The sequence below is a fragment of the Streptomyces sp. NPDC026589 genome (assembly GCF_040638385.1).
Lineage (GTDB): Bacteria > Actinomycetota > Actinomycetes > Streptomycetales > Streptomycetaceae > Streptomyces.
Window position 1 is genome coordinate 366131 of record NZ_JBEZYG010000002.1, and the last position, 26489, is coordinate 392619.

Below are 26489 nucleotides of genomic sequence, written 5' to 3' on the forward strand. Positions count from 1 at the left end.
GCGTCTGAGGACGGAACCCTCGCGGGGGTGGGCCCGGAGCTCACAGGTTCCCCGGGCGAAGGGCTCTCGCAGGTGCCCGGCCCCCAAGGCCACGGTTCCGTCCTCAAACGCCGGACGGGCTGGTTGGGCGCCCCGGAACGCCGGACGGGCTGGTCGGTCCGCCCGGCAGGCCGGGTGCGCCGCCTGGCCACCCCCATCGGCATCCTCGCCGCCGTCGCAGGCGCCTTCGCGTACGTCGGCGCCGTCGACCCCAACGAGTCCGGCCACTACCCGGTCTGCCCGCTGCTCAAGCTGACCGGCGTCCTCTGCCCCGGCTGCGGCGGGCTGCGCAGCGCCCACGCCTTCATCCACGGAGACCTCGGCGCGGCGCTCGAAGCCAACGCGATCGCCACCGTCGGCTACTTCCTCTTCGCCGCGGTCTGGGCCCTCTGGCTGGTCCGGGCCTGGCGCGGACAGCCCCTGCGCATCGGTCTGGCGCCCGTCTGGTGGTGGGGTGTGGGCGCCGTCCTGCTGCTCTTCACCGTGGTCCGGAATCTGCCGTTCGGCTCGGCCCTGGCCCCCTGAGCGCCCGGCCCGGCCCGGGCGAATGACCAGGAAGTGGGACGCGACGTGGCCGGATGCGACCCCCGGGGCGTCCTGCGGATACCATCGGCAGGGCTGATCCAGTCCACCGTCAACCGTTCGGAAGGGGGCCGCTCGCGTGAGTGTGCTCGACGAGATCATCGACGGCGTTCGCGCCGACCTCGCGGAGCGGCAGGCGCGCGTCAGCCTCGACGAGCTGAAGGAGCGCGCGGCCCGCGCTCCCCAGGCCAAGGACGGAGTCGCCGCCCTGCGCGGCGAGGGCGTGACCGTCATCTGCGAGGTCAAGCGCTCGTCCCCCTCCAAGGGGGCCCTCGCCGCCATCGCCGACCCGGCCGCGCTCGCCGCCGACTATGAGGCGGGCGGCGCGTCCGTCATCTCGGTCCTCACCGAGGAGCGCCGCTTCGGCGGTTCGCTCGCCGACCTGGAGGCCGTCCGCGCCAAGGTCGACACCCCGATCCTGCGCAAGGACTTCATCGTCACCTCCTACCAGCTGTGGGAGGCCCGCGCCTACGGCGCCGATCTCGCCCTGCTGATCGTCGCCGCCCTCGATCAGGAGGCCCTGGTCTCCCTCATCGAGCGCGCCGAGTCGATCGGGCTCACCCCGCTCGTCGAGGCGCACGACGAGGAGGAGGCGGAGCGCGCCGTGGACGCCGGAGCCAAGATCATCGGTGTCAACGCGCGCAACCTGAAGGATCTCAAGGTCGACCGCTCCACCTTCGAGCGCGTCGCCCCCGAGATCCCCGACCACATCGTCAAGGTCGCCGAGTCCGGCGTCCGGGGCCCGCACGACCTGATCGCGTACGCCAACGCGGGCGCCGACGCCGTCCTGGTCGGCGAGTCCCTGGTCACCGGCCGCGACCCGCGCGCCGCCGTCGCCGACCTCGTCGCCGCGGGCGCCCACCCGGCGCTCCGCCACGGCCGCGGCTGACGGGGAGACCGACGACCATGACCGACCGTCCCGTGCGCCGTACCCGGCTGGGCCTCCGCCCGGCCGGGGCTCCGGCCCGGGACCCGCACGCCCCGCTGGCGCGCGGGTGCAGGCCGCGAGGCTGCCGCGCCCCCGCCCGCCGCGTGCACGGCCGGCGCGTCCGGTACGTCATCGGCGACGAGCCCGGCCAGGTGAACGGCATGCGATGGCGCCCGGGGTCCGCGCAGTAGGCGAGCCCCGGCCGACGTACCGCAGTACCCCTTCTCGTACGTACGACCGCTCCGCCGCGACCGCACGCCGGTCCCGGTGGCGCTCGCCGCTTCGCGCATACGGTCGACCCATCCGTTGCCATGCCAAGGAGCACGTCGCATGTCGTCCGACTTCTTCATTCCGGACCCCGAGGGTCTGATCCCCAGCGCCGAGGGCTATTTCGGCGCGTACGGCGGCAAGTTCATCCCGGAGGCGCTCGTCGCCGCCGTGGACGAGGTCGCCGTCGAGTACGACAAGGCCAAGGCCGATCCCGCCTTCGCCGTCGAGCTCAACGAGCTCATGGTCGACTACACGGGCAGGCCCAGCGCGCTGACCGAGGTCCCGCGCTTCGCCGAGCACGCCGGCGGCGCCCGGATCTTCCTCAAGCGCGAGGACCTGAACCACACCGGCTCACACAAGATCAACAACGTGCTGGGCCAGGCCCTCCTCACCAGGCGCATGGGCAAGACCCGGGTCATCGCCGAGACCGGAGCGGGCCAGCACGGCGTCGCCACCGCGACCGCCTGCGCCCTCTTCGGCCTCGAATGCACCATCTACATGGGTGAGATCGACACCGAGCGCCAGGCGCTGAACGTGGCCCGGATGCGGATGCTCGGCGCCGAGGTCGTCGCCGTGAAGTCCGGCTCGCGGACGCTGAAGGACGCCATCAACGAGGCGTTCCGCGACTGGGTCGCCAACGTGGACCGCACGCACTACCTCTTCGGCACGGTCGCGGGCCCGCACCCCTTCCCGGCGATGGTCCGCGACTTCCACCGCGTCATCGGCGTCGAGGCCCGCCGCCAGATCCTGGAGCGCGCCGGCCGCCTCCCCGACGCGGCGGTCGCCTGCGTCGGCGGCGGTTCCAACGCCATCGGCCTCTTCCACGCCTTCATCCCCGACGCCGACGTCCGCCTGGTGGGCTGCGAGCCCGCCGGGCACGGGGTGGAGACCGGCGAGCACGCGGCGACCCTCACCGCGGGGGAGCCCGGCATCCTGCACGGTTCGCGCTCCTACGTCCTCCAGGACGACGAGGGGCAGATCACCGAGCCGTACTCCATCTCGGCGGGACTGGACTACCCCGGCATCGGCCCGGAGCACGCGTACCTCAAGGACGTCGGGCGCGGCGAGTACCGCGCGGTCACCGACGACGCGGCCATGCAGGCCCTGCGCCTGCTGTCCCGCACGGAGGGGATCATCCCGGCCATCGAGAGCGCCCACGCCCTCGCCGGCGCCCTGGACCTCGGCAAGGAGCTCGGCAAGGACGGGCTGATCCTCATCAACCTGTCCGGCCGCGGCGACAAGGACATGGACACCGCCGCCCGCTACTTCGGGCTCTACGACACGGACGCCGCCGTCGAGGCGGACGCCGACAGCGACCGTGCCGAGATCGAGGGGGACGCCAAGTGAGCGGCAACATCGAGCTGTTGAACACCACCCTGGCCGCCACCAGGGCCGCCGACCGGGCGGCGCTCATCGCCTACCTCCCGGCGGGCTTCCCGACCGTCGACGGCGGCATCGAGGCGGTCAAGGCCGTCATCGCGGGCGGCGCGGACATCGTCGAGATCGGGCTCCCGCACAGCGACCCGGTCCTGGACGGTCCGGTCATCCAGACCGCCGACGACATCGCCCTGCGCGGCGGCGTCCGGATCGCCGACGTGATGCGTACGGTCCGCGAGGCGCACGAGGCCACCGGCGTCCCGATCCTGGTCATGACGTACTGGAACCCCATCGACCGCTACGGCGTCGAGCGCTTCACCGCCGAGCTGGCCGAGGCAGGCGGTGCCGGGTGCATCCTGCCCGACCTGCCGGTCCAGGAGTCCGCGCTCTGGCGCGAGCACGCCGACAAGCAGGGCCTCGCGACCGTGTTCGTCGTCGCCCCCAGCAGCCAGGACGCCCGCCTCGCCACCATCACGGCGGCCGGGAGCGGCTTCGTCTACGCCGCGTCCCTGATGGGCGTCACCGGCACCCGCGCCTCCGTCGGAGCCCAGGCCCAGGACCTGGTGGGACGCACCCGCGCCACCACCGATCTCCCGGTCTGTGTCGGCCTCGGCGTCTCCAACGCGGCGCAGGCCGCCGAGGTCGCCGGGTTCGCGGACGGCGTCATCGTCGGCTCGGCCTTCGTCAAGGCCATGCTGGACGCCCCCGACGAGGCCGCCGGTCTCGCCGCCGTCCGCTCCCTGGCGGGCGAACTGGCCGAGGGTGTTCGAAAGCGCTGAGCCCTTGAATCACCCGAATGGGTGGATTGTGGACCGGGGAGGCGCGGAGGTGCCTCCCCGGTTCGTTCCCCGGGTGTGAGCGACAAGATCCCTGAGGGAAACAGAAGCGCGCGTGAGCGCCTGGCCCAGCAGCGCGAGCGGGAGAAGGGGCGCGAGAAGCGCCGCCGGACGCTGATCGTCTCCTCGGCGGTGGTCGGGGTGCTCGCCCTGGCCGCCGTGGTCGGCCTGATCGCGGCCAACGCGGGCAAGGACGACGGCGGCGACACCGCCTCCGGCCCCGCGGTCGCCCCTTCGGGCGCGATCGGGGAGGACGCCCTGACCGTGCCGGTCGGCGCCGCCGACGCCCCGTCCACCCTCACGATCTGGGAGGACTTCCGCTGCCCCGTCTGCGCCCAGTTCGAGACCGCCTTCAAGGACACCGTCACGGAGCTGGCGGACGCCGGCCAGGTCAAGGTGGAGTACCACCTGGCCACGATCATCGACGGCAATCTCGGCGGCACCGGGTCACTGCGCGCCGCCAATGCCGCCGCGTGCGCCCAGGACGCCGGCAAGTTCGCGCCGTACCACGACGTGCTCTTCGCCAACCAGCCTCCGGAGCCGGACGACGCCTTCGGCAAGAACAGCCGGCTGATCGAGCTGGCCGGCGAGGTCGAGGGGCTCGACACACCGGGCTTCCGCAGCTGTGTGGAGGACGGCGAGCACGACAGCTGGGTGAAGAAGTCCGACACGGCGTTCCGCGAGGGCGGCTTCCAGGGCACGCCGACGGTGCTGCTCAACGGGGAGTCCGTCTTCCCGAGCAAGGGCGGAGAGCAGATCTCCCCGGAGAATCTGAAGAAGTGGGTCGCCGCGGCCAACAAGGGCAAGAAGCCGGGCACCGCCACCCCGGCCGATCCGTCCGACTAGTTGTCGGGGTTCCGCTTCCTGAGCGCGCCCCCGCCCGCCCGTGAGGGCGGCCCCCGTTACCCAGAAGTTGCCGGGGAGCTTGCCGTACCCACCGCCCGGCAAGGTAGCGTCGACCTCGCCATGAATCTTGCCTTCATCCCCAGTCCGTCGACCGGCGTGATCGAGCTCGGCCCGATCCCGCTCCGCGGCTACGCGTTCTGCATCATCATCGGTGTCTTCGTCGCCGTCTGGTTCGGCAACAAGCGCTGGGTAGCCCGGGGCGGCAAAGCCGGCACCGTGGCCGACGTCGCCGTCTGGGCGGTGCCCTTCGGCCTCGTCGGCGGCCGGATCTACCACGTGATCACCGACTACCAGCTGTACTTCAGCGACGGTGAGGACTGGGTCGACGCATTCAAGATCTGGGAGGGCGGCCTCGGCATCTGGGGCGCCGTCGCCTTCGGCGCGGTCGGGGCCTGGATCGCCTGCCGCCGCCGGGGCATCCCGCTGCCCGCCTGGGCCGACGCACTGGCCCCGGGCCTCGCCATCGCCCAGGCCATCGGCCGCTGGGGCAACTGGTTCAACCAGGAGCTGTACGGCAAGCCCACCGATCTCCCCTGGGCGCTGGAGATCAGCGAGGGCCCGAACCGGCTCGCCGGGACGTACCACCCGACCTTCCTGTACGAGTCGCTGTGGTGCATCGGCGCCGCGCTCCTGGTCATCTGGGCCGACCGTCGCTTCCGGCTCGGCCACGGACGGGCGTTCGCGCTGTACGTCGCCGCCTACTGCGCGGGACGCGGCTGGATCGAGTACATGCGGGTCGACGAGGCCCACCACATCCTCGGCCTCCGCCTGAACGTGTGGACCGCGATCATCGTCTTCGTCCTCGCCGTCGTCTACATCGTGATCTCCGCGAAGATCCGTCCGGGCCGCGAGGAGATCGTCGAGCCCGACCGGGACGCCACCCCCGCGAAGGGCTCCGACCAGGACGGCTCCGACCAGGACGGCTCCGACCAGGACGGCTCCGACGAGGACGGCTCCGCGAAGGCGGACGCCGACGAGCAGGACGCCGGCGCGAAGAAGGACCCGCTCACGAAGGACGAGCCCGGCAAGGACGCCACCGCCGAGAACGCCGGAGCGGCCGGCGCGACCGGAGCAGCCGAGAAGAGCTGACCGGCCGCGCGCCTGGGTCCTGGTCCAGGGCGCACCCCCGCACACCTCCCGCTCGCCGGGTGGGCCCGCGCTCTCAGGCCCGCCCGGCGAGCGCGATCGTTCTGCGGGCGGACGCCACCACCGCCGCGTCCACGAACCTCCCGTCCGGCAGCGCCAGCGCCCCCGCCTCCACCGCCGAGGCCGCGACGATCTCCTCGGCCGCCTCGATCTCCTCGGCCGTCGGCCGGAACGCCCGCTCGATCACCGGCAGCTGCCGCGGGTGGATCGCCGCCCGGCCCAGCATCCCGAGCGCCCGCCCCCGCCCGCACGACGTCCACAGCCCGTCCAGGTCCCGGACGTCCGGGAACACCGACTGGGCGGGCGGCGGAAGAGCCGCCGCCCTGGCCGCCACCACGACGCGGCTGCGCGGCCAGTCGAGCCCCGCGTCCTCCCGTACGCCCAGATCCGCCCGCAGGTCCGCCTCGCCCAGGGCGATGCCGCGCACGGCGTGATGGGCCGAGGCGATCGAGTACGCGTGCTCGACCGCGAGCGCCGACTCCAGCAGCGGATACAGCGCCACGCCCGGGGCCACGGCCGCCACATGGGAGACCGAGACCGCATGGGTGATCTTCGGCAGCCGGAACGCGGCCAGGCCCGGCAGCTCCGCCAGCGCCCGGATGTCGTCCTCGCCGTGCACCCGGACATGGACCGGCACCGCGTCCGGGGCCGCCGTGACCTGGTCGCCGAGGAGTTCGGCGGTGGCGGAGCGCGCGTACTCCTTACGGTGCGGGGCGACGGCGTCCTCCAGATCGACGATCACCACGTCCGCCCCGCTGCCCAGCGCCTTGGCCACCACCTCCGGCCGGTCCCCGGGCACGTACAGCCAGGTCAGCGGCGGCCGTCCGAGGGGCGGCGGCGGGCCCTCCGGCAGCGGCGGGGCCGGGATCGGACGGCCGGTCACAGCGCCCCCTGGTCCCGCAGCGCCGCGATCCGGGTCTCCGAGAGGCCGAGGCCGGCCAGGATCTCCTCGGTGTCGGCGCCGTGCGGGCGGCCGGCCCACCGGATCCCGCCGGGGGTCCCCGAGAGCCGGAAGAGCACGTTCTGCATCCGCAGCGGCCCCAGCTCCGGGTCGTCGACCTCGGTGATCGTGTCCAGCGCCCGGTACTGCGGGTCCTCCATCACCTCCCGCACGTCATGGATCGGTGCGACGGCCGCCTCCGCCTTCTCGAAGCCGTTCAGCACCTCCTCGCGGCTGTGCCGGGAGATCCAGTGGCCGACGGCCCCGTCCAGCTCCTCGGTGTGCTCGGCCCGGGTGGTGCCCGCGCCGAACCAGGGCTCGTCGATCAGCTCCGGGCGGCCGACGAGGCGCATCACCCGCTCGGCGACGGACTGGGCGGAGGTGGAGACCGCGACCCAGTGGCCGTCGGCGGTGCGGTAGGTGTTGCGCGGGGCGTTGTTGCGCGAGCGGTTGCCGGTGCGCGGCTGGACGTAGCCGAGCTGGTCGTACCAGAGCGGCTGCGGGCCCAGCACGGTGAGGATCGGCTCGATGATCGCCAGGTCCACCACCTGCCCCTCGCCCGTCTTGTCCCGCCCGGCGAGCGCGGCCATCACCGCGTACGCCGTGGCCAGCGCCGCGATGGAGTCCGCGAGCCCGAACGGCGGCAGCGTCGGCGGGCCGTCCGGCTCCCCGGTGATCGCCGCGAAGCCGCTCATCGCCTCGGCGAGCGTGCCGAAGCCGGGGCGGTGGGCGTACGGCCCGAACTGGCCGAAGCCGGTGACCCGGGCCAGCACCAGACGCGGGTTGACGGCGTGCAGCTCCGCAGGGCCCAGGCCCCAGCGCTCCAGGGTCCCGGGCCGGAAGTTCTCGATGATCACATCCGTGCCGGCGGCCAGCTCCAACAGCACGTCCCGGCCGCCGGGCGCGGACAGGTCGAGGGTCAGGGTGCGCTTGTTGCGGCCGAGCAGCTTCCACCACAGGCCGATCCCGTCCTTGGCGGGCCCGTGCCCGCGCGAGGGGTCCGGCTTACGGGGGTGCTCGACCTTGATCACGTCGGCGCCGAAGTCCCCGAGCATGGTGGCGGCGAGCGGTCCGGCGAAGAGGGTGGCCAGGTCGATGACCTTGAGCCCGGTCAGGGGTCCTGCTGAGGTGGTGCTCATGAGGCCTCGATCTCGCTGCGGTAGGGCATGGACGTGGACGCGCCGGGCTTCTGGACGCAGAGCGCGGCGGCCGAGGAGGCGAACGCCACGGCCTCGGCCACCGGCCGCTCCTCGCCGAGCGCCACGGCCAGCGTCCCGACGAAGGTGTCCCCGGCGCCGGTCGTGTCGACGGCGGCCACCGAAGGCGCCGCGAAGAGCACCGGCTCGCCGCCACGGGCCGCGTACAGGCAGCCCTTCGCACCGAGCGTGACGATGACCTCGGGCACCCGGCGGAGCAGGATCTGGGCGGCGGCGTGCGGTTCGGCCTGCCCGGACAGCTCGGCGGCCTCGTGCTCGTTGGGCACCAACAGGTCGATGTGGTCGAGGAGTTCGTCCGGCAGGGGCTGGGCGGGGGAGGGGGTGAGGATGGTCCGTACCCCCTGGGCCCGGGCCGCGCGGGCGCCCTCGACGACGGCGGACAGGGGGAGTTCGAGCTGCATCAGCAGCAGATCGGCCGCGGCGATCGCGGCGATCTCCCCGGGCCCGAGCGCCGTGAGGACGCCGTTCGCGCCGGGGACCACCACGATCGCGTTGGCCCCGGTGTCGTCCACCACGATGTGCGCGGTGCCGCTGGGGCCCTCGGCGGTGTGCAGGAGGTCGGTGTCCACCCCCGCGTGTTCGAGTCCGTCGCGCAGCAGGGTGCCGTAGGTGTCGTCGCCGACCGCGCCGATCATCGTCACCTCCCCGCCCGCGCGGGCGGCGGCGACGGCCTGGTTGGCGCCCTTGCCGCCGGGTACCGTCCGGAACTCCCGTCCGGTGACGGTCTCGCCGCGTCCGGGGGCGCGGGCCGTGTAGGCGACGAGGTCCATGTTGGTGCTGCCGAGCACCGCGATGCGGGTCATGGGCGCAGAGCCTCCTGGTGGGTCAGTGCGGCGAGGGTGTCGAACCCGGTCCGGTCGAAGCCGGGTACGGAGGTGGCGAGCCGGTTCTTCAGCGGAGCCGTCCAGTGCTCGGGCAGGGCGTCCGGTCCGCCCGCCAGGAGTCCGGCCAGCGATCCGGCGGTCGCCCCGTTGGAGTCGGTGTCCCAGCCGCCGGAGACCGCGAGGCCGATTCCCCGGGTGAAGTCGCCGTCGGCGTGGGTGAGGGCGGCGGCCAGCAGCGCGGCGTTGGGCAGCACGTGCACCCAGTGATGGGTGTCCGCGTAGACGGCGTGCAGCCGGTCCACGACGGTGTCGAACTCCCTTTCCGTACGGGCCGTTTCGATGCCGAGGCGGATCGCGCGGGCGTACCGCGAGTGCGGTGGCACCACCCGCAGCCCGGCGGCCAGGCAGCCGTGCACATCGCTCTCGCCGCCGGCCGCGACGGCGAGGGCTGCCGCGGTGAACATCGCGCCGTAGACCCCGTTGCCGGTGTGGGTGAGGACCGCGTCGCGGTGGGCCTGGGCGGCGGCTCCGGCCGGGTCGCCGGGGTGGGTCCAGCCGTGCACGTCGGCCCGGATCTGCGCGCCGATCCACTCCCGGAACGGGTTGCGGCGGCGGGCGGTCTCCGGGGGCTCGACGCCTGCCAGGAGGTTGCCGTACGCGATGCGCTCGGCGGTGAAGGTCCGCCCGGCCGGCAGTTCGTCGAGCCAGAGGCGGGCCAGGTCGGCGGTGGTGAAGGAGCGGCCGTGCCGCTGGAGCAACAGCAGGGTGAGCAGCGGGTGGTTGAGGTCGTCGTCCTCCGGCATGCCGTCGATGTTCTCGGCCAGGGACGTGGGGGCCGAGCGGCGGTTCCAGGGGTGGGCGGCCAGCAGTTCGGCCGGTACGCCGTGCGCGGTGAACCAGCCGGCCGGGGGCCAGTCGCCGGCGGCGCGGCCCAGGGCGCGGATGCCCTCCAGCGGCAGTTTCTCGACCGGTTTGCCGAGCAGGCAGCCCGCCGCCCGGCCGAGCCACGCCGCGTGCAGCCGGTCCCGGCCGATGGCGGGCGCGCTGTCCACCGGGCCGGGCCAGTGCGGGCAGGCGGCCACGATCTCGTCCAGCCCGGTCGGCTCATCGGCCGCCAACGGCGAATCCAACAGGGCGAGTTCGTCGAGAAGTCGTTCGGCCAGCGCTCGCAGGCGCGGCGGCGCGGCCGGCTCGGACGCGCCTGCCCGGGCCGGCGCGGGGGCGCCCCCGGCCGCGTACCACCGCTCCTCGATCTCCCGGGCGTCCCGGCCGTCCTGTGCGGCCTGCCGCAGCTCGTGGCCGACCAGATCCTCTGGCTGCACCCAGGTGAGGCGGACGTTCACCGCTCACCGGCCAGCGCGCCGAACGCCTGCTCATGGGCCCGGCGGCGCTCCAGGTCCCGGGCGAAGACCTCCCGGGCCACCTGCGCCAGCGCCCTCGCCGGGGCGTCCAGGTCCAGCCGGCTCGCCTTCGCGACCGTGGCGGCCCAGTCGGCGGGGACCTCGCCGCCCAGCGCGCCCGCGATCGCCCCGCTCATCGTCGCGATGGAGTCGCAGTCCCGCCCGTAGTTCACCGAACCGAGCACCGTGCGCCGGTAGTCACCGCACCCGACCAGCAACATCCCCAGCGCGATGGGCAGTTCCTCGATGGCGTGCAACCGGGAGGGGCGGCGCGCGCCGAGCGAGGGGCTCCGGTAGTCGGGGCCGACCGTGTCGAAGGGCTCCACGGCCTCCCGCAGCGGGGCGAGCGCGGCCTCGAAGTCCTCGTGGCGCACGGCCACTTCGGCCACCGCCTCGATCGCGGACCGGGTGCCGTCCCTGGCCGTGGAGAGGGCCGCGTCGACCACGGTGCCGGGGGTGGCGCCCGGGCGGCAGGCGGCGGCGACGGCGGCGGCGAAGACCCCGGCGGCCTCCCGGCCGTAGGAGGACTGGTGGGGGGCCGCGACCTCCAGCGCCTCGGCGTACGCGGCCTCCGGGTGGCCGGCGTTGACCAGTCCGACCGGGGCCATGTACATCGCCGCCCCGCAGTTGACGATGTTGCCCGCACCGGCCTCGCGCGGGTCCACGTGCCCGTAGTGCAGCCGGGCCACGATCCACTTCTCCGCCAGGAAGATCCGCTGGAGGGGGAGGGCGTCCGCCTCCAGCTCGGGGATCCAGCGGGGCGACAGCAGGTCCGGGACGAGGTGGTCCGCGACGGCGTACGCGTCGAGGTGGTCGCGGACCCGGTCGTAGACCCGGATCAGGGCGTGGGTCATCAGGGTGTCGTCGGTGACGTGCCCGTCGCCCTTGTGGTAGGGGGCGATGGGGCGCGCGGTGCGCCAGTCCTCGCCGAACCAGGGGCCGACGATCCCGGTCACCCGGCCGCCGTGGCGCTCGGCGATCTGGTCGGGGGTCCAGCCCTCGACCGGGCCGCCGAGGGCGTCGCCGACGGCGGCTCCGACGAGGGCCCGGCGGACGCGTTCATCGAGTCCGGGCGTGGTGGGGGAGGAGGGGTGGCGGGCCGAGAGAGCGGCTTCCATGGCCGTTGTGGGCGTCATGTCGGAATTGTCCACCCGGGATGGCTGGTTCCGTGGCTGCCAGCAGCCCGGCGAGTTCGATCAGGTCCGTGCCCGCGAGCCGGGGCAGCGCGCAGCCCGCCAGCGTCCGGCACGCCTCGCGCCAGCCCGCCGGCACGGCCGTGACCGAGCCGATCGCCCCGGTCAGCGCCCCGGCCAGGGCGGGCGCGGAGTCCGCGACCCGGGACAGGCAGGCGGCGGCCGGGACCGCCTGGGCGATCTCGCCCCGGGCCGCCGTGGTGAGGGCCAGGGCGACCGGCACGGTCTCCGCCGCCGCGATCCCGTAGCTGTAGACGTGGTCCACGATCTGGTGTTCCAACACCGGGACCAGGGCGAACGCCCCGGCGGGCTCGTCCGCGAACTCCCGGGCCAGGCGGACGGCGTGCACGGCGTTGCGGGCGATCTCGGTGCCCTCGGGGAGCTGGGCGAGGGCCGCGTTCACCACGGTGTCGACGTCCGCCCCGGCCAGCGCCACGGCGATCGCGGCGGCCACGGCCCGTGCCCCGTGCACCCCGTCGCCGTCCTGGGTGTAGCGGGCGTCGAACTCGGCGAGCGCCGCCGCCTCGTCCGGGTCGCCCGGGTGGACCACGGCGAGGACGGCGGCCCGCACGCAGGCGGCGTCGTCGAAGTAGTGCGGGTTGTCGTGCCCGGTGGCGGGGGGCCGCAGCCCGGCGGCCAGGTTGCCGAGCCCGGCCCGCACCGAGATCCGGGCCCGCAGCGGGAGCACCGCGGCCTCGACCTCGGGGGCCCGGGCGCTGGCGGCGGCGACGGTGGCGGCCAGCGCGTTCCAGGCCCGGTCGACCGCGTCCCGCATCCGGCGGCCGGGGGCCAGGCCCACCGCGTCGTCGGCCGCCGCCAGCACCGTGCGGGCGGCGAACGCGGCCCACTCGGCGTCGTCGGACGGGCCGAGCCGCAGCGGCTCGGGAGGCTGATTGAGGGCGATGGGCACCGGCAGCGTGGTGGTGGCGTTCTGCTCGGCGAAGGTGTCCAGCTCCCGGGTGAGCCGCCGGGTCCACTCGGGCATCCGGGCCGCCCGGTGCCGGGCGGCGGGCCAACCGGCGGCGTCGCCCGCCGCGAGACCGAGCAGCAGCCCCTCGATCCGGGCGCGGCGGGAGGGGGCGGGGGGGCCGGGGACGGCGGTCCCCGGGCTCCCCGGGACGGCCGTCGGTCCGGCCGCGTCGCGTGCTGTCTCCGCCGGGCCCCCCATCGGGTCTCCCGCCGGGTCTCCCGCGGGCCCTCCGGGTGGCGTGGTCACGGCTGGTCCGCCTCCGGTCGCCCCGCCTGCCGTCGTCATCGCCGGTCCTCCCGTGCGGGCAGCGAGCAGGCCGCCGCGGACGCCATGTCCCGTACGGGCTCGGAGGGGGCCGCCACCGCCGCCAGGTCCCGTACGGCCGACGGCTCGTCGCCGCCCCGCTCGTGCGGGGACCCCGCCGGTTCGGTCCGGTCCGGGTCCTCCGGGGTCAGCAGTTCCGCGATGTCCAGCACGTGGTAGCCGCGCATCGAGGGCAGGCAGCTGCCCCGGACCGGTCCGATGGCGCTCGCCCAGTCCGGCGGGATGGCGCTCTCCCCGTTCAGCGCACCGGCCAGGGCGCCCGCCACCGCCGCCGTCGTGTCCGCGTCGCGGCCCATGTTGACGGCCGTGAGCACCGCCGTCCGGAAGTCCCCGCGCGCCGCCGTGAACGCCCCGAACGCCAGGCCCACCGCCTCCGGCGCGAGGTCCGTCCACGGGTAGCCGGCGATCACCACCGCCGAGCGCACCGCCCGCTCCATCGTGAGCCGGTCGGGGTGGGGCCGCTGGGCCGCCGCCACCGCCCGGCGCAGTGACCGGGCCGTCCAGGAGTCCATCGGGACCACCGAGAGCGCGGCCGCGATCACCGAGGCGAGGCCCGAGCCGACCATGGCCGCCGCCACCCCGGCCGCGACCGCCTGGCCCCCGTAGATCCCCTCGCCCTCGTGGCTGACCCGGCCGTCCACCGCGACCAGCCGGGCCGCCTCGGTGGGGCAGCCGGCCGCGAAGACCCCGAAGGGGGCCGCGCGCATCGCGAGCCCGTCGCTCCAGGCGTGCCGGTGCTGGGCGGAGATCGGCGCGGCCAGGCCCCGGCGCAGGTTCTCCAGCGTGCCGCGCTCGCTGAACCCGGCCCCCCGGAACGGGCCCTCGTCCAGATCGGCGATCCAGTGGTGCCAGGCCCGCTCCACATGGGAGACGTCGAGCGCCGAACCGTGCCGGGCCAGCAACAGCCCGGAGAAGATCGCGTACTCCGTGTCGTCGGTGCCCGCCGGATCATCGCTCACGAAGCTCTCGATCCGCCCCCAGCGGCGGCGGATCTCGGAGGGCCGCAGGTTCTCCGCCGGGGCGCCGAGCGCGTCCCCGACCGCCAGTCCCAGCAGCGCACCCCTGGCCCGGTCATTGCCGACGGCCGTGTTCATCGCGTCGCCCTTCGCTCGTCCGGCGGTGTGCATCCGCATCCGGGCCCGGATCCGATTCCGCTTCCGGGCCCTGTCCGCATCTGTGCCACGCGGAGGGCGAAGGGAGGCGGGAAACCCGAGGAAAGGGGCCGGGCGGATGACGGCCCGGATAGCTAAGGCTGGCCTTTCTTCGCAGGTCAGAGGGGCGGTTAGCCAGGCCTGGCTTGCTGGCGGAGGTCACCCGGACGGCGTAGTTTGGACTTTGTCGAAAGTTGTATTCAGCGGGAAACGGCGGGGTGACGGCCCGCCGGAGCGAAGGGGAGAAGCACGCCGTGGCCATCATCGAGACCGAAGCCGTCCTGCACGAGGCGCACCGGGACAACCACACCCACCGGGATGTGAACGGCGGCTGGCTGCGCCCCGCCGTCTTCGGCGCGATGGACGGTCTGGTCTCCAACCTCGCCCTGATGACCGGGGTCGCGGGCGGCGCGGTCTCCCAGCAGACCATCGTGATCACCGGTCTGGCGGGGCTGGCGGCCGGTGCCTTCTCCATGGCGGCGGGCGAGTACACCTCGGTCGCCTCGCAGCGTGAGCTGGTCGAGGCCGAGCTCGACGTCGAGCGCCGCGAGCTCCGTAAGCACCCCAAGGACGAGATGGCCGAGCTGGCCGCCCTCTACGAGTCCCGCGGCGTGGACGCCCCGCTGGCCGCCGAGGTCGCCCGGCAGCTGTCGCGCGACCCGGAGCAGGCGCTGGAGATCCACGCCCGCGAGGAGCTCGGCATCGACCCCGGCGACCTGCCCTCGCCGCTCGTGGCCGCCGTCTCGTCGTTCGGCGCGTTCGCGCTCGGCGCCCTGCTGCCCGTCCTGCCCTACCTCCTCGGCGCGAGCGCCCTGTGGCCCGCGGTGCTCCTCGCCCTGATCGGCCTGTTCGCCTGCGGTGCGGTGGTGGCCCGGGTGACCGCCCGCAGCTGGTGGTTCAGCGGGCTGCGCCAGCTCGCCCTGGGTGGCGCGGCGGCGGCGATGACGTACGGACTCGGCACCCTGTTCGGCGTCGCCGTCGGCTGACGGAGCGCCTTCCCCTTCCCCTGCACGACGAAGGCACGGCCCGCCCCGGGCCGTGCCTTCGTCGTGCACGCGCGACCGTTACCGGATACCGGCGAAGCTCTTCCAGCCGGTGCCGATCTTGACTCCCGCGCCGATGCCCCCCGTGCCGTTGCCCGCGTACCGGTAGAGGTCTCCGCCCGTCGTACGGCCCAGGACGTCGTCCGTGCCGTCGCCGGTGAGGTCGCCGATGCCGACGATGTCGGCCATCCCGCCCCAGCCGGTGCCGATCTTCACGCCGTTGCCGATGGCACCCCTGCCGGTGCCGTCGTACCGGTACAGGTCGCCCGCGGCGGTGCGGGCGACGAGATCGGCGTGCCCGTCGCCGTTGAGGTCCCCCGCGCCGACGATGGTCAGGTTCTTCCAGCCGTTGCCGATCTTTCCGGTCCGGGTGAGGCCGCCCGCGGCGGTGCCCGCGTACAGGTACAGGTCGCCGGTCGCGGTCTCCCGGGCCACCAGGTCGGGCCGGCCGTCCGCCGTGAAGTCGCCGGAGCCGGTCAGGCCGTCGAAGGCTTTCCAGCCGCTGCCGATCTTCTTCGCCGGCCCCTGGGGCGTGACGACGCTGCCCCGCTGCGGGCTGTGGCGGTACAGGTCGCCCGCGCTGTTGGTCACCAGGGTGTCGTTCGCCCCGTCACCGTCGAGATCCCCGAAGGGGATCAGCGTGGAGGTCGTGGGCCAGGTCCCGCCGTCGGCGGTGCCCGGCAGCTTCCCCGCGGCGTCGCCCCGGTACACGCGCAGCGAACCGTTCGTCCCCCGCGCGTAGAGGTCGGGGAAGCCGTCGTCGCCGACGTGGTCCCGGTGCGTCGGCTTCGCCGCTCCGGTGGCCGTCGCCCAGACCTGATCGATCGGGTGGTAGTCACTTGTCGTGCCGAGCCGCTTGTTCCATACGGCGACCGCGCTGCCGTCCGGGCCGGCAGCGACGGAGCCCACCGTGTGGAGGTCGGCCCGACCCACGTACAGCGGTTTGGGCCAGGTGCCCTCCGAGCGGACCAGCGCCCACAGGTCGCCTTCGAATGTCGTCCACATGACCGCGAGTGAGCCGTCCCGGCCGATGTCGGGGACCCAGAACCTGGACGCTTCGCTGTTCTCGACCAGGGTGCGGATCGGCGACCACGTCCCGTTCACCGCGCGGCTCGCCGTCCGGAGCTGGGCGCCTTCGAATTCCCAGAGAGCCGTCACCCGGCCGTCCGGTTCGAGCTGCGGCGCGAGCGTGGAGTTCCTGGCCTCGTCGACGGGAAGGTATTCGGTCCGGCCCCACGTCGTGCTGCCGGCCGGGCGGTAGACGAAGGAGCGGCCGGAAGTGATTCCCGACCAGCTGACCAGGGCAGCGCCGTCGGGTGCGGCCTGCACGTCGAGTTCGCCCGGGTTCGAAGCGTCGTCGTTCCTGATGACCTCGGGGACACTCCAGGCGACCGCCCCCGCCGCCCGGGTCGAGACCCGCAGCGCCTCCGGTCCGGAGATGTCCGCCTGCCAGGCGACGGTCACCGTGCCGTCGCCCGCCGCTGCCGCCCGCAGTTCGTAGGCCGACCCGCTGCTGATCTGCACCGCCTGTGACCAGGCGGCTCCCCGCTCCGCGAGATCGGAGGTGAAGACCCCCACGTCGCTCTCGTCCTCGCCCGGGGTCGGGTTCCCGTTCCAGACAGCGGTGAGGCGGCCGCCGGGACCGCTCACCAGCATGAGGTCGTACCCGAAGAGCGCGGACGTGATCGGCGCGGGCGCCGTCCAGGACGCGGCGCCAGGCAGCAGCGCCGAGGTGCTGTGCGAGTCGAAGCGATCCGAGGTGAAGCGGTCCCAGGAGACGGTGGCGGAGCCGTCCAGGCCCATGGCCAGGTGCACGTCGGACACACTTTGCTGATCGGTGGCGATCCGGACCGGAGCGCTCCACGCGGTGGCACCGGCCGGGCGGGTGGCGCCCCACAGCTCCTGAGGGCCGTCCTTGGTACCGCTGATCCACACCGTGACTGCGGTGCCATCGGTCGTGACCTTTACCCCCGAGCCGGTGTTGGCGCCGCGCTCGTCCGTCAGCGCGGCGGGCGTCCCCCACGCCCGCTCGGCGGCGGAGGCGGCGGGAGTCCCCACGACGAGGGCTGTGGTGAGGCCCGCGCCGACGACGCCGAGCGTCAGGGTGAGCGTAGGTACGAGTGCGATGCCGATGATCTTGATGCGGCGCATGTGGTCCCCCCTGCTGTCCATTGACAAACGCCCTGAACCTAGCAAGGGGGAACGGCCCCCACCAGCGACTTTTCCGCCTCCCGGCGCCTGCATCGACCTCTCGGTGTGATGTACGTCGTGACGCACCCCTCTGGGCGGAGGACGCGGGGCGGTCGTAAAGTGGGGCACTATGCAGGGCTACACATAAGTAGCCATTACTCGGCGGTTTCAATTCCGTGTCCGCCGGGAAATAGCCGTAGACACCGCAGGCAACGACGCCTGCTCTCTGCGGGTCCCCGGGCGCCGATCGTTCCGACCGCGACCCACCCCCTGGTCAACCCGGTCACCTCTGGTCACCCAGTCACTTCCGGTCACCACGGTGTCCGCATGTTGGAACACGCCTTCCGCTTCTTGAGAAGCGCCCCATCATGTAACCTGCACGAAATTTCGCAGAGGGCCAACGTCGTCCCTCGGCACCGCAAATGCCACGACGACGACGGGAGAGCCGATGCGTATCGACGCCTGGTCGCCCATGGACGGTCGCCCCGCCCAGCAGGGGATGTACGACCCCCGTAACGAACACGACGCCTGTGGTGTCGGGTTCGTGGCCACTCTGACCGGTGTGGCCAGCCATGAGCTGGTCGAGCAGGCGCTGACCGTACTGCGCAACCTCGAACACCGCGGCGCCACCGGCTCCGAGCCCGACTCCGGCGACGGCGCCGGCATCCTCTGCCAGGTCCCGGACGCCTTCCTCCGCGCCGAGACCTCCTTCGAACTCCCCGAGGCAGGCTCGTATGCCGTGGGCATCGCCTTCCTCCCCGCGGACGACTCCACCGAGGCCGTCCGCACGATCGAGCACATCGCCGCGCAGGAGGGCCTGACGGTCCTCGGCTGGCGCGACGTCCCGGTCACCCCCGCACTTCTCGGCAACGGCGCCCGCGCCACCATGCCCACCTTCCGCCAGGTCTTCGTCGCCGACGGCGAGTCCACCGGCATCGTCCTGGACCGCAAGGCCTTCGTCCTGCGCAAGCGTGCCGAGCGTGAGGCCGGGGTGTACTTCCCCTCGCTCTCCGCCCGCACCATCGTCTACAAGGGCATGCTCACCACCGGGCAGCTGGAGCCGTTCTTCCCGGACCTCTCCGACCGCCGCTTCGCCTCCACGGTCGCGCTGGTCCACTCCCGCTTCTCCACCAACACCTTCCCCAGCTGGCCGCTGGCCCACCCGTACCGCTTCGTCGCGCACAACGGCGAGATCAACACGGTCAAGGGCAACCGCAACTGGATGAAGGCCCGCGAGTCCCAGCTCGCCTCCGAACTCTTCGGCCAGGCGCAGCTGAGTCGGATCTTCCCCGTCTGCACCCCGGACGCCTCCGACTCGGCCTCCTTCGACGAGGTCCTGGAGCTGCTCCACCTGGGCGGGCGCTCGCTGCCGCACTCGGTGCTGATGATGGTCCCCGAGGCGTGGGAGAACCACGACTCCATGGACCCGGCCCGGCGCGCGTTCTACCAGTACCACGCCACGATGATGGAGCCCTGGGACGGCCCGGCCTGCGTGACCTTCACCGACGGCGTCCAGGTCGGCGCGGTCCTCGACCGCAACGGTCTGCGCCCCGGCCGCTACTGGGTCACCGACGACGGCCTCGTCGTGCTCTCCTCCGAGGTCGGCGTCCTGGACATCGACCCCGCGAAGGTCGTCCGCAAGGGCCGCCTCCAGCCCGGCAAGATGTTCCTCGTCGACACCGCCGAGCACCGCATCATCGAGGACGACGAGATCAAGGCGTCCCTCGCCGCCGAGCAGCCTTACCAGGAGTGGCTGGAGACCGGCGAGATCGAGCTGAGCGACCTGCCCGAGCGTGAGCACATCGTGCACACCCACGCCTCGGTCACCCGCCGCCAGCAGACCTTCGGCTACACCGAGGAAGAGCTCCGCGTCATCCTCGCGCCGATGGCCCGCACCGCCGGCGAGCCGCTCGGCTCCATGGGCACCGACTCGCCGATCGCCGCGCTCTCCGAGCGCCCCCGGTTGCTCTTCGACTACTTCACCCAGCTGTTCGCCCAGGTCACCAACCCGCCGCTGGACGCCATCCGCGAGGAGCTCGTCACCTCGCTGCGCTCCTCGTTGGGCCCCCAGGGCAACATCCTGGAGCCGACGGCCGCCGCGTGCCGCAGCGTCACGCTGCCCTTCCCGGTGATCGACAACGACGAGCTCGCCAAGCTGATACACATCAACGCCGACGGCGACATGCCGGGCATGACGGCCGCCACCCTCTCCGGTCTCTACCGGGTCGGCGGCGGAGGCGACGCGCTGGCCGCGCGGATCGAGCAGATCTGCACCGAGGTCGACGCCGCCATAGAGGACGGCGCCCGCCTGATCGTCCTCTCCGACCGGCACTCCGACGCCGAGCACGCGCCGATCCCCTCGCTGCTGCTCACCTCCGCCGTCCACCACCACCTCATCCGCACCAAGCAGCGCACCCAGGTGGGCCTGCTGGTCGAGGCCGGGGACGTCCGCGAGGTCCACCACGTCGCGCTGCTCATCGGCTACGGCGCCGCCGCGGTCAACCCGTACCTCGCCATGGAGTCCGTCGAGGACCTGGTCCGCGCCGGCACCTTCATCGAGAACATCGAGTCCGAGCAGGCCATCCGGAACCTGATCTACGCGCTCGGCAAGGGCGTCCTGAAGGTCATGTCCAAGATGGGCATCTCCACCGTCGCCTCCTACCGCGGCGCCCAGGTCTTCGAGGCCGTCGGGCTCGACGAGGCCTTCGTCGCGACGTACTTCAACGGCACCGCCACCAAGATCGGCGGCGCCGGCCTGGACGTCGTCGCCAAGGAGGTCGCCGCCCGGCACACCAAGGCGTACCCCGCCTCCGGCATCGCGGCCTCGCACCGCGCGCTGGAGATCGGCGGCGAGTACCAGTGGCGGCGCGAGGGCGAACCGCACCTGTTCGACCCGGAGACGGTCTTCCGCCTCCAGCACGCCACCCGCAACCGGCGCTACGACATCTTCAAGCAGTACACGGAGCGGGTGAACGAGCAGTCCGAGCGCCTGATGACGCTCCGCGGCCTCTTCGGCTTCGACTCCGGCCGCGAGCCGATCTCCCTCGACGAGGTCGAGCCCGCCTCCGAGATCGTCAAGCGCTTCTCCACCGGTGCCATGTCGTACGGCTCCATCTCCCGCGAGGCGCACGAGACGCTCGCCATCGCGATGAACCAGCTGGGCGGCAAGTCCAACACCGGTGAGGGCGGTGAGGACCCGGACCGGCTGTACGACCCGGCGCGCCGCTCCTCCATCAAGCAGGTCGCCTCCGGCCGCTTCGGTGTGACCAGCGAGTACCTGGTCAACGCCGACGACATCCAGATCAAGATGGCCCAGGGCGCCAAGCCCGGCGAGGGCGGCCAGCTGCCCGGCCACAAGGTCTACCCGTGGGTGGCCAGGACGCGGCACTCGACGCCCGGCGTCGGCCTCATCTCGCCGCCGCCGCACCACGACATCTACTCCATCGAAGACCTCGCCCAGCTGATCCACGACCTGAAGAACGCGAACCCCCAGGCGCGGATCCACGTCAAGCTGGTCTCCGAGGTCGGCGTCGGCACGGTCGCCGCCGGTGTCTCCAAGGCCCACGCGGACGTCGTCCTCATCTCCGGCCACGACGGCGGAACGGGCGCCTCCCCGCTCACCTCGCTCAAGCACGCGGGCGGCCCCTGGGAGCTCGGCCTCGCCGAGACCCAGCAGACCCTGCTGCTCAACGGCCTGCGCGACCGCATCGTCGTGCAGACCGACGGCCAGCTCAAGACCGGCCGCGACGTCGTCATCGCCGCGCTGCTCGGCGCCGAGGAGTTCGGTTTCGCTACCGCGCCGCTCGTCGTCTCCGGCTGCGTCATGATGCGCGTCTGCCACCTGGACACCTGTCCGGTCGGCATCGCCACCCAGAACCCGGTGCTGCGCGACCGGTTCTCCGGCAAGGCCGAGTACATCGTCAACTTCTTCGAGTTCATCGCCGAAGAGGTCCGCGAGATCCTCGCCGAGCTGGGCTTCCGCACCGTCGAGGAGGCCGTCGGCCACGCCGAGCTCCTCGACACCGACCGGGCGATCACCCACTGGAAGGCGCAGGGCCTCGACCTCGCCCCGCTCTTCTACGTCCCCGAACTGCCCGAGGGCGCGGTCCGTCACCGCATCGTCGAGCAGGACCACGGACTGACGAAGGCGCTCGACAACCAGCTGATCAAGCTGGCCGCCGACGCGCTCGGCGCCGAGACCCCCGAGGCCGCCCAGCCGGTCCGCGCCCAGGTCGCGATCCGCAACATCAACCGGACCGTCGGCACCATGCTCGGCCACGAGGTGACCAAGAAGTTCGGTGGTTCCGGCCTCCCCGAGAACACCATCGACCTCACCTTCACCGGCTCGGCCGGCCAGTCCTTCGGCGCGTTCCTGCCGAGCGGGGTGACCCTGCGCCTGGAGGGCGACGCCAACGACTACGTCGGCAAGGGCCTCTCCGGCGGCCGGGTGATCGTCCGCCCGGACCGGGGCGCCGACCACCTCGCCGAGTACTCCACCATCGCCGGCAACACCATCGGCTACGGCGCCACCGGCGGCGAGGTCTTCCTGCGCGGCCGCACCGGCGAACGCTTCTGCGTCCGCAACTCCGGTGCGCTCGTCGTCTCCGAGGGCGTCGGCGACCACGGCTGCGAGTACATGACCGGCGGCCAGGCCGTCGTCCTCGGCGAGACCGGCCGCAACTTCGCCGCCGGCATGTCGGGCGGCGTCGCGTACGTCATCGACCTGAACCGCGACCACGTCAACGTCGGCAACCTCGGCGCGGTCGAGGAGCTGGACGACACCGACCGGCAGTGGCTGCACGACGTCGTGCGCCGCCACCGGGAGGAGACCGGCTCCACCGTCGCCGAGAAGCTCCTCACCGAGTGGGACACCGCCGTGACCCGCTTCAGCAAGATCATCCCGTCCACGTACAAGGCAGTGCTCGCCGCCAAGGACGCCGCTGAGCTCGCCGGTCTCTCCGAGCAGGAGACCACCGAGAAGATGATGGAGGCGGCGACCCATGGCTGACCCCAAGGGCTTCCTGACCACCGGACGCGAGGTCGCCCAGACCCGCCCCGTGGCCGAGCGCGTCAAGGACTGGAACGAGGTCTACGTTCCGGGCTCCCTGCTCCCGATCATCAGCAAGCAGGCCGGCCGCTGCATGGACTGCGGCATCCCGTTCTGCCACAACGGCTGCCCGCTCGGAAACCTCATCCCCGAGTGGAACGACTACGCCTACCGCGAGGACTGGACCGCCGCCTCCGAGCGGCTGCACGCCACGAACAACTTCCCGGAGTTCACCGGGCGGCTGTGCCCGGCGCCCTGCGAGTCGGCGTGCGTGCTCGGCATCAACCAGCCCGCCGTCACCATCAAGAACGTCGAAGTCTCCATCATCGACAAGGCGTGGGAGAGCGGCGACGTCACCCCGCAGCCGCCCGAGCGGCTCTCCGGCAAGACCGTCGCGGTCATCGGCTCGGGCCCGGCGGGACTCGCCGCCGCCCAGCAGCTGACCCGGGCCGGCCACACCGTCGCCGTCTACGAGCGCGCGGACCGCATCGGGGGCCTCCTCCGCTACGGCATCCCCGAGTTCAAGATGGAGAAGTCGCACATCAACCGCCGCATCGAGCAGATGCGGCTGGAAGGCACCAAGTTCCGTACGGAGGTGGAGATCGGCAAGGACATCGACGCCGCGAAGCTCCGCCGCCGCTACGACGCGGTCGTCATCGCGGCCGGCGCCACCGTCTCCCGCGACCTGCCCGTCCCCGGCCGCGAGCTGGGCGGCATCCACTTCGCGATGGAGTACCTGCCGCTCGCCAACAAGGTGCAGGAGGGCGACCTGACCGTCGCCCCGATCCACGCCGGCGGCAAGCACGTCGTCGTCATCGGCGGCGGCGACACCGGCGCCGACTGCGTGGGCACCGCCCACCGCCAGGGCGCGGCCTCCGTCACCCAGCTGGAGATCATGCCGAAGCCGGGCGAGGACCGGAACGCGGGCCAGCCGTGGCCGACCTTCCCGATGCTCTACAAGGTCACCTCCGCGCACGAGGAGGGCGGCGAGCGGGTCTACTCCGTCTCCACCACCCACTTCGAGGGCGACGAGGACGGAAACGTCGCGGCCCTCCACCTGGTGGAGGTCGAGTTCAAGGACGGTAAGCTGGAGCAGAAGCCCGGCACGGAGCGGCGCATCCCCGCGCAGCTCGTCACCCTCGCCATGGGCTTCACCGGAACCGACCAGTCCAACGGTCTGGTCCAGCAGTTCGGCCTGGAGCTCGACCAGCGCGGCAACGTCGCCCGCGACGAGCACTACGCGACCAACGTCGACGGCGTCTATGTCGCCGGTGACGCGGGACGCGGCCAGTCGCTGATCGTCTGGGCGATCGCCGAGGGCCGCTCCGCCGCCCGCGGAGTGGACCGCTTCCTGACCGGGACCAGCGCCTTGCACGCGCCGATCCGCCCGACGGACCGCTCACTGCTGGTCTGAGCACCACCCGGGTTCCCCCTGGGCCACGCGGCCCGGGGGAGCCCCCACAAGACGTCCCGTACAACGGCGTACGGAACTGAACGCGGCGCCTGCCTGTCCCCGACCGGACTCCAGCGGGCGCCGTGGCGCGTCCGGGGCCGGGTTCCCGCCACGGGGCCCGGCCCCAGCGCCGACCGGCCTCAGCGCCGACCGGCCTCAGCGCCGACCGGCCTCAGCGCCGACCGGCCTCAGCGCCGACCGGCCTCAGCCGCCCGTCAGAGCCGAGGTCTTCAGTACCACCGCCACCGCGAACAGGCCCGCCAGCACCAGCCCGCCCGCGAGCTGGACCGGCCACACCCGCAGCTTCGCCGGTGCGAAGGCGAGCCCGTACGTCACCAGTGCCCCGGTCAGCAGCCCGCCCAGGTGCCCCTGCCACGACGTGAACGCGGCCGAGATCAGCATCCAGAGCAGGAATCCGGCCATGAAACGGTTGACGGCCGCCATGTCACGGCCGAGCCGCCGGTGGATGACCCAGTACGCGGCGGCCAGCCCGAAGACCGCGCCGGAGGCGCCGACCGTCGAGGTGTCCGGGGCCAGCAGATACACCAGGACCGAACCGCCCACCGCCGACAGCAGATACAGCGCCAGATAGCGGGCCCGCCCCAGCTGGCCCTCCACCGCCCGGCCGATGTTCCACAGCGCGAACATGTTGAACACCAGGTGCATCACCCCGAACGAGGCGTCCGGCGGAAGGTGCAGGAAGGCCCCGGTCACCAGCCGGTACCACTCCCCGTCCGCGATGCCCGTCAGCTCGTACCCGGGATAGGTGTCACCCCGGTAGTAGTACTGCTCGCCGTCCGGCCCCGTGAGCGCCGCCCCGAGCACCGCGAACCGGTCCACGATCTCCGGCCTGACCACCTCGCCGATGTAGACCAGGACGTTGAGCGCCATCAGGACGTACGTCACGATCGGCGCCGTCGCCCGGGACACCGCACCGCCGAAGACCGTACGTGCCTGGCGCACCGAGCGCTGCCCCTCCTTCACGCACTCCACGCAGTGGTGCCCTACGGCCGCCTCCCGCATGCAGTCCGGACAGATGTAGCGGTCGCAACGGGTGCAGCGGACATACGTCTCGTAGGACGGATGGCGGTAACACGCGGTGGCGGCGGCCTCCATGGCCGGCTCCTTCACTGGGGATGTGCAACGGGGGCCGGTGGGGGCGGCGGCGATCAAGATAGCGAACCGGTGCGGTGGGCCGTGTGCCCGGGGCCCGGCGGTGGCCTACGCTCAAGGTACGCGGAGCACCGAACGGGGGGCCGTCATGCAGGGTGCGAACACGGCTGTGGGCACGGGCCCGGCCATCAGCCTCACCAAGGTCCGGGAGACGGCTCCGGCCCTGGTCGGCCACTACACGAGCGCCGGGATCTCGCTGGAGAAACACGGACTGGACGGTCACCGCGCTGCCGTCTACCTCGTCCTCGACCACTCCGGCTCGATGAAGCCGTACTACAACGACGGCAGCGTCCAGGCGCTGGCCGACCGGGTGCTGGGCCTGTCGGCCAACCTCGACGACGACGGCACGGTACCGGTCGTCTTCTTCTCCACCGACGTCGACGCGGTCACCGACATCGCCCTCGCCAACCACCGCGGCCGGATCGACGAGATCCGGTCGGGCCTCGGGCACATGGGGAAGACCAGCTACCACCTGGCGATGGACGCGGTCATCGACCACTACCTCGACAGCGGCTCCACCGAGCCCGCCCTGGTCGTGTTCCAGACGGACGGCGGGCCGGTCAACAAGCTCGCCGCCGAGCGCTATCTCTGCAAGGCCGCGAAGCTGCCCCTGTTCTGGCAGTTCATCGGCTTCGGCAACACCCGCAGCAGCCAGTTCGACTTCCTCCGCAAGCTCGACGAGCTGGCCGTCCCCGCGAAGCGGGCCGTCGACAACGCCGGGTACTTCCACGCCGGCGAGGACCCCCGGGAGGTCCCGGACTCCGAGCTGTACGACCGGCTCGTCGCCGAGTTCCCGCTCTGGCTGGCCGCCGCCCGGGAACAGGGGGTCGTCCGATGACGGTACGGATCCTGCGCGCCGCCGACCGTACGTCCGTCCCGTGGAAGAACGGCGGCGGGACCGTCCGCGAGATCGCCACCGGCCCCGAGGGCGCCGGGACGGACGCCTTCGACTGGCGGGTGAGCCTGGCGGACGTCACCGCCGACGGGCCGTTCTCCGCCTTCCCGGGCGTGGAGCGCGTGCTGACCGTGGTCGAGGGCGCGGGCATGGACCTCGTCGTCGGCGGCGAGCACCACATCGTCGACGAGCCGCTGTGGCCGCACGGCTTCCCCGGCGACCTGCCCACCGAGGGCTTCCTGCTGGGCGGCCCCGTCGTCAATCTCAACGTCATGTACCGCAGGGCCCGTACGCGGGCGGAGACCGCCGTCGTCTGCGGCACGGTCCGCCTGCTGCCTCCGGAGGGCGGCGCGGTGCTGGCCGTCTCCCTGGACGACGGCGCGGAGCTGGAGGGCGGGGGCGTCCGGCTGGACCGCTACGACGCGGTGCTGGCGGCCGGGGCGTCGCCCGGGGTCCTGCGGACGATGGGCCAGGCGGTGCTGATCACCTTCTCGGACGCGTGACCGGCCGGTGCCCGGCGGACCCCAGGGCCTTTCGTGCGCGGGAAACTCGGCTGCCGATCGCCCGGCCGCGGGATACGGTCGC

21 protein-coding genes are annotated in these 26489 nt (G+C 73.0%); 12 read left to right on the plus strand and 9 right to left on the minus strand.

The window, feature by feature from the left end; translation table 11 throughout:
* Window positions 1-72 precede the first annotated feature (72 nt).
* The 7 genes from AB0F29_RS04655 to lgt all read left to right on the plus strand — a co-directional run bounded on the left by AB0F29_RS04655 (window position 73) and on the right by lgt (window position 6027).
* Window positions 73-564, plus strand: a complete 492-nt coding sequence (locus AB0F29_RS04655) for a DUF2752 domain-containing protein (RefSeq protein ID WP_361867411.1) — start codon at window positions 73-75, stop codon at window positions 562-564.
* Window positions 565-700: 136 nt separating this feature from the next.
* Window positions 701-1510: an indole-3-glycerol phosphate synthase TrpC gene (trpC, locus tag AB0F29_RS04660; protein WP_010064524.1), complete on the plus strand. Its 810-nt coding sequence runs from the start codon at window positions 701-703 to the stop codon at window positions 1508-1510.
* 17 nt (window positions 1511-1527) lie between these two features.
* Window positions 1528-1740 (plus strand): tryptophan synthase subunit(beta), encoded by a 213-nt coding sequence (locus AB0F29_RS04665; RefSeq protein ID WP_361867413.1) that lies wholly within the window; start codon window positions 1528-1530, stop codon window positions 1738-1740.
* A 139-nt stretch (window positions 1741-1879) separates the two neighbouring features.
* The gene (trpB, locus tag AB0F29_RS04670; protein WP_361867415.1) at window positions 1880-3166 is read left to right on the plus strand and encodes a tryptophan synthase subunit beta; all 1287 of its coding nucleotides are present in this window, start codon (window positions 1880-1882) and stop codon (window positions 3164-3166) included.
* Window positions 3163-3975, plus strand: coding sequence for a tryptophan synthase subunit alpha (gene trpA / locus AB0F29_RS04675; RefSeq protein WP_228926659.1), 813 nt, complete (start codon window positions 3163-3165; stop codon window positions 3973-3975). Before trpB ends, trpA begins: the two co-directional genes overlap by 4 nt.
* Window positions 3976-4050: 75 nt before the next feature.
* Complete coding sequence (locus AB0F29_RS04680; protein ID WP_361867417.1) at window positions 4051-4878, plus strand: thioredoxin domain-containing protein; 828 nt, start codon at window positions 4051-4053, stop codon at window positions 4876-4878.
* 120 nt (window positions 4879-4998) lie between these two features.
* Window positions 4999-6027 (plus strand): prolipoprotein diacylglyceryl transferase, encoded by a 1029-nt coding sequence (lgt, locus tag AB0F29_RS04685; RefSeq protein ID WP_361867419.1) that lies wholly within the window; start codon window positions 4999-5001, stop codon window positions 6025-6027.
* 73 nt (window positions 6028-6100) lie between these two features.
* Here the strand turns inward: lgt and AB0F29_RS04690 are convergent, their stop codons facing one another.
* From AB0F29_RS04690 to AB0F29_RS04720, 7 genes are read right to left on the minus strand one after another with little or no spacing between them, the layout of a single operon-like run.
* Window positions 6101-6967: an aldolase/citrate lyase family protein gene (locus tag AB0F29_RS04690; protein ID WP_361867420.1), complete on the minus strand. Its 867-nt coding sequence runs from the start codon at window positions 6965-6967 to the stop codon at window positions 6101-6103.
* Window positions 6964-8163 (minus strand): CoA transferase, encoded by a 1200-nt coding sequence (locus AB0F29_RS04695; protein WP_361867422.1) that lies wholly within the window; start codon window positions 8161-8163, stop codon window positions 6964-6966. Before AB0F29_RS04695 ends, AB0F29_RS04690 begins: the two co-directional genes overlap by 4 nt.
* Window positions 8160-9044: a ribokinase gene (rbsK, locus tag AB0F29_RS04700; protein WP_361867424.1), complete on the minus strand. Its 885-nt coding sequence runs from the start codon at window positions 9042-9044 to the stop codon at window positions 8160-8162. Before rbsK ends, AB0F29_RS04695 begins: the two co-directional genes overlap by 4 nt.
* Entirely contained in the window at window positions 9041-10408 is a 1368-nt protein-coding gene (locus tag AB0F29_RS04705) for an ADP-ribosylglycohydrolase family protein (RefSeq protein WP_361867426.1), read from the minus strand. The genes rbsK and AB0F29_RS04705 overlap by 4 nt, the downstream gene beginning before the upstream one ends.
* Window positions 10405-11601, minus strand: a complete 1197-nt coding sequence (locus AB0F29_RS04710; protein WP_361867427.1) for an ADP-ribosylglycohydrolase family protein — start codon at window positions 11599-11601, stop codon at window positions 10405-10407. The genes AB0F29_RS04705 and AB0F29_RS04710 overlap by 4 nt, the downstream gene beginning before the upstream one ends.
* A complete protein-coding gene (locus tag AB0F29_RS04715; protein ID WP_361867428.1) occupies window positions 11525-12913 on the minus strand; it encodes an ADP-ribosylglycohydrolase family protein in 1389 nt (462 codons plus the stop codon). Before AB0F29_RS04715 ends, AB0F29_RS04710 begins: the two co-directional genes overlap by 77 nt.
* The gene (locus AB0F29_RS04720; protein WP_361867782.1) at window positions 12910-14046 is read right to left on the minus strand and encodes an ADP-ribosylglycohydrolase family protein; all 1137 of its coding nucleotides are present in this window, start codon (window positions 14044-14046) and stop codon (window positions 12910-12912) included. The genes AB0F29_RS04715 and AB0F29_RS04720 overlap by 4 nt, the downstream gene beginning before the upstream one ends.
* Window positions 14047-14357: 311 nt before the next feature.
* Here AB0F29_RS04720 and AB0F29_RS04725 point away from each other — a divergent pair, with 311 nt between their 5' ends.
* Window positions 14358-15089, plus strand: a complete 732-nt coding sequence (locus tag AB0F29_RS04725; RefSeq protein ID WP_361867429.1) for a VIT1/CCC1 transporter family protein — start codon at window positions 14358-14360, stop codon at window positions 15087-15089.
* Window positions 15090-15167: 78 nt separating this feature from the next.
* Here AB0F29_RS04725 and AB0F29_RS04730 read toward each other — a convergent pair whose 3' ends face one another.
* Window positions 15168-17297 (minus strand): VCBS repeat-containing protein, encoded by a 2130-nt coding sequence (locus tag AB0F29_RS04730; protein ID WP_361867430.1) that lies wholly within the window; start codon window positions 17295-17297, stop codon window positions 15168-15170.
* A 487-nt stretch (window positions 17298-17784) separates the two neighbouring features.
* On the opposite strand from AB0F29_RS04730, the gene gltB reads away from it, so the two are divergent.
* On the plus strand, window positions 17785-22344 hold the full coding sequence (gltB, locus tag AB0F29_RS04735) for a glutamate synthase large subunit (RefSeq protein WP_361867431.1): 4560 nt from the start codon (window positions 17785-17787) through the stop codon (window positions 22342-22344).
* Window positions 22337-23797 carry a glutamate synthase subunit beta gene (locus AB0F29_RS04740; RefSeq protein WP_215110020.1) on the plus strand — a complete coding sequence of 487 codons (1461 nt, stop codon included), beginning with the start codon at window positions 22337-22339 and terminating at the stop codon, window positions 23795-23797. The genes gltB and AB0F29_RS04740 overlap by 8 nt, the downstream gene beginning before the upstream one ends.
* Window positions 23798-24040: 243 nt before the next feature.
* Here AB0F29_RS04740 and AB0F29_RS04745 read toward each other — a convergent pair whose 3' ends face one another.
* Complete coding sequence (locus tag AB0F29_RS04745) at window positions 24041-24952, minus strand: rhomboid family intramembrane serine protease (RefSeq protein WP_361867433.1); 912 nt, start codon at window positions 24950-24952, stop codon at window positions 24041-24043.
* Between the two features lie 145 nt (window positions 24953-25097).
* On the opposite strand from AB0F29_RS04745, the gene AB0F29_RS04750 reads away from it, so the two are divergent.
* Window positions 25098-25847, plus strand: a complete 750-nt coding sequence (locus AB0F29_RS04750) for a VWA domain-containing protein (protein WP_361867434.1) — start codon at window positions 25098-25100, stop codon at window positions 25845-25847.
* Window positions 25844-26407 (plus strand): HutD family protein, encoded by a 564-nt coding sequence (locus AB0F29_RS04755; RefSeq protein WP_361867436.1) that lies wholly within the window; start codon window positions 25844-25846, stop codon window positions 26405-26407. Before AB0F29_RS04750 ends, AB0F29_RS04755 begins: the two co-directional genes overlap by 4 nt.
* Window positions 26408-26489: the final 82 nt, after the last annotated feature.

What these genes read in the sequence shown, in the direction of transcription:
- AB0F29_RS04665 (WP_361867413.1), top strand. Translation starts at nt 1,528, where the DNA reads ATGACCGACCGTCCCGTGCGCCGTACCCGGCTGGGCCTCCGCCCGGCC.
- trpB (WP_361867415.1), top strand. Translation starts at nt 1,880, where the DNA reads ATGTCGTCCGACTTCTTCATTCCGGACCCCGAGGGTCTGATCCCCAGC.
- lgt (WP_361867419.1), top strand. Translation starts at nt 4,999, where the DNA reads ATGAATCTTGCCTTCATCCCCAGTCCGTCGACCGGCGTGATCGAGCTC.
- AB0F29_RS04695 (WP_361867422.1), bottom strand. Translation starts at nt 8,163, where the DNA reads ATGAGCACCACCTCAGCAGGACCCCTGACCGGGCTCAAGGTCATCGAC.
- rbsK (WP_361867424.1), bottom strand. Translation starts at nt 9,044, where the DNA reads ATGACCCGCATCGCGGTGCTCGGCAGCACCAACATGGACCTCGTCGCC.
- AB0F29_RS04710 (WP_361867427.1), bottom strand. Translation starts at nt 11,601, where the DNA reads ATGACGCCCACAACGGCCATGGAAGCCGCTCTCTCGGCCCGCCACCCC.
- AB0F29_RS04715 (WP_361867428.1), bottom strand. Translation starts at nt 12,913, where the DNA reads ATGACGACGGCAGGCGGGGCGACCGGAGGCGGACCAGCCGTGACCACG.
- AB0F29_RS04720 (WP_361867782.1), bottom strand. Translation starts at nt 14,046, where the DNA reads ATGAACACGGCCGTCGGCAATGACCGGGCCAGGGGTGCGCTGCTGGGA.
- AB0F29_RS04730 (WP_361867430.1), bottom strand. Translation starts at nt 17,297, where the DNA reads ATGCGCCGCATCAAGATCATCGGCATCGCACTCGTACCTACGCTCACC.
- gltB (WP_361867431.1), top strand. Translation starts at nt 17,785, where the DNA reads ATGCGTATCGACGCCTGGTCGCCCATGGACGGTCGCCCCGCCCAGCAG.
- AB0F29_RS04740 (WP_215110020.1), top strand. Translation starts at nt 22,337, where the DNA reads ATGGCTGACCCCAAGGGCTTCCTGACCACCGGACGCGAGGTCGCCCAG.
- AB0F29_RS04745 (WP_361867433.1), bottom strand. Translation starts at nt 24,952, where the DNA reads ATGGAGGCCGCCGCCACCGCGTGTTACCGCCATCCGTCCTACGAGACG.
- AB0F29_RS04750 (WP_361867434.1), top strand. Translation starts at nt 25,098, where the DNA reads ATGCAGGGTGCGAACACGGCTGTGGGCACGGGCCCGGCCATCAGCCTC.
- AB0F29_RS04755 (WP_361867436.1), top strand. Translation starts at nt 25,844, where the DNA reads ATGACGGTACGGATCCTGCGCGCCGCCGACCGTACGTCCGTCCCGTGG.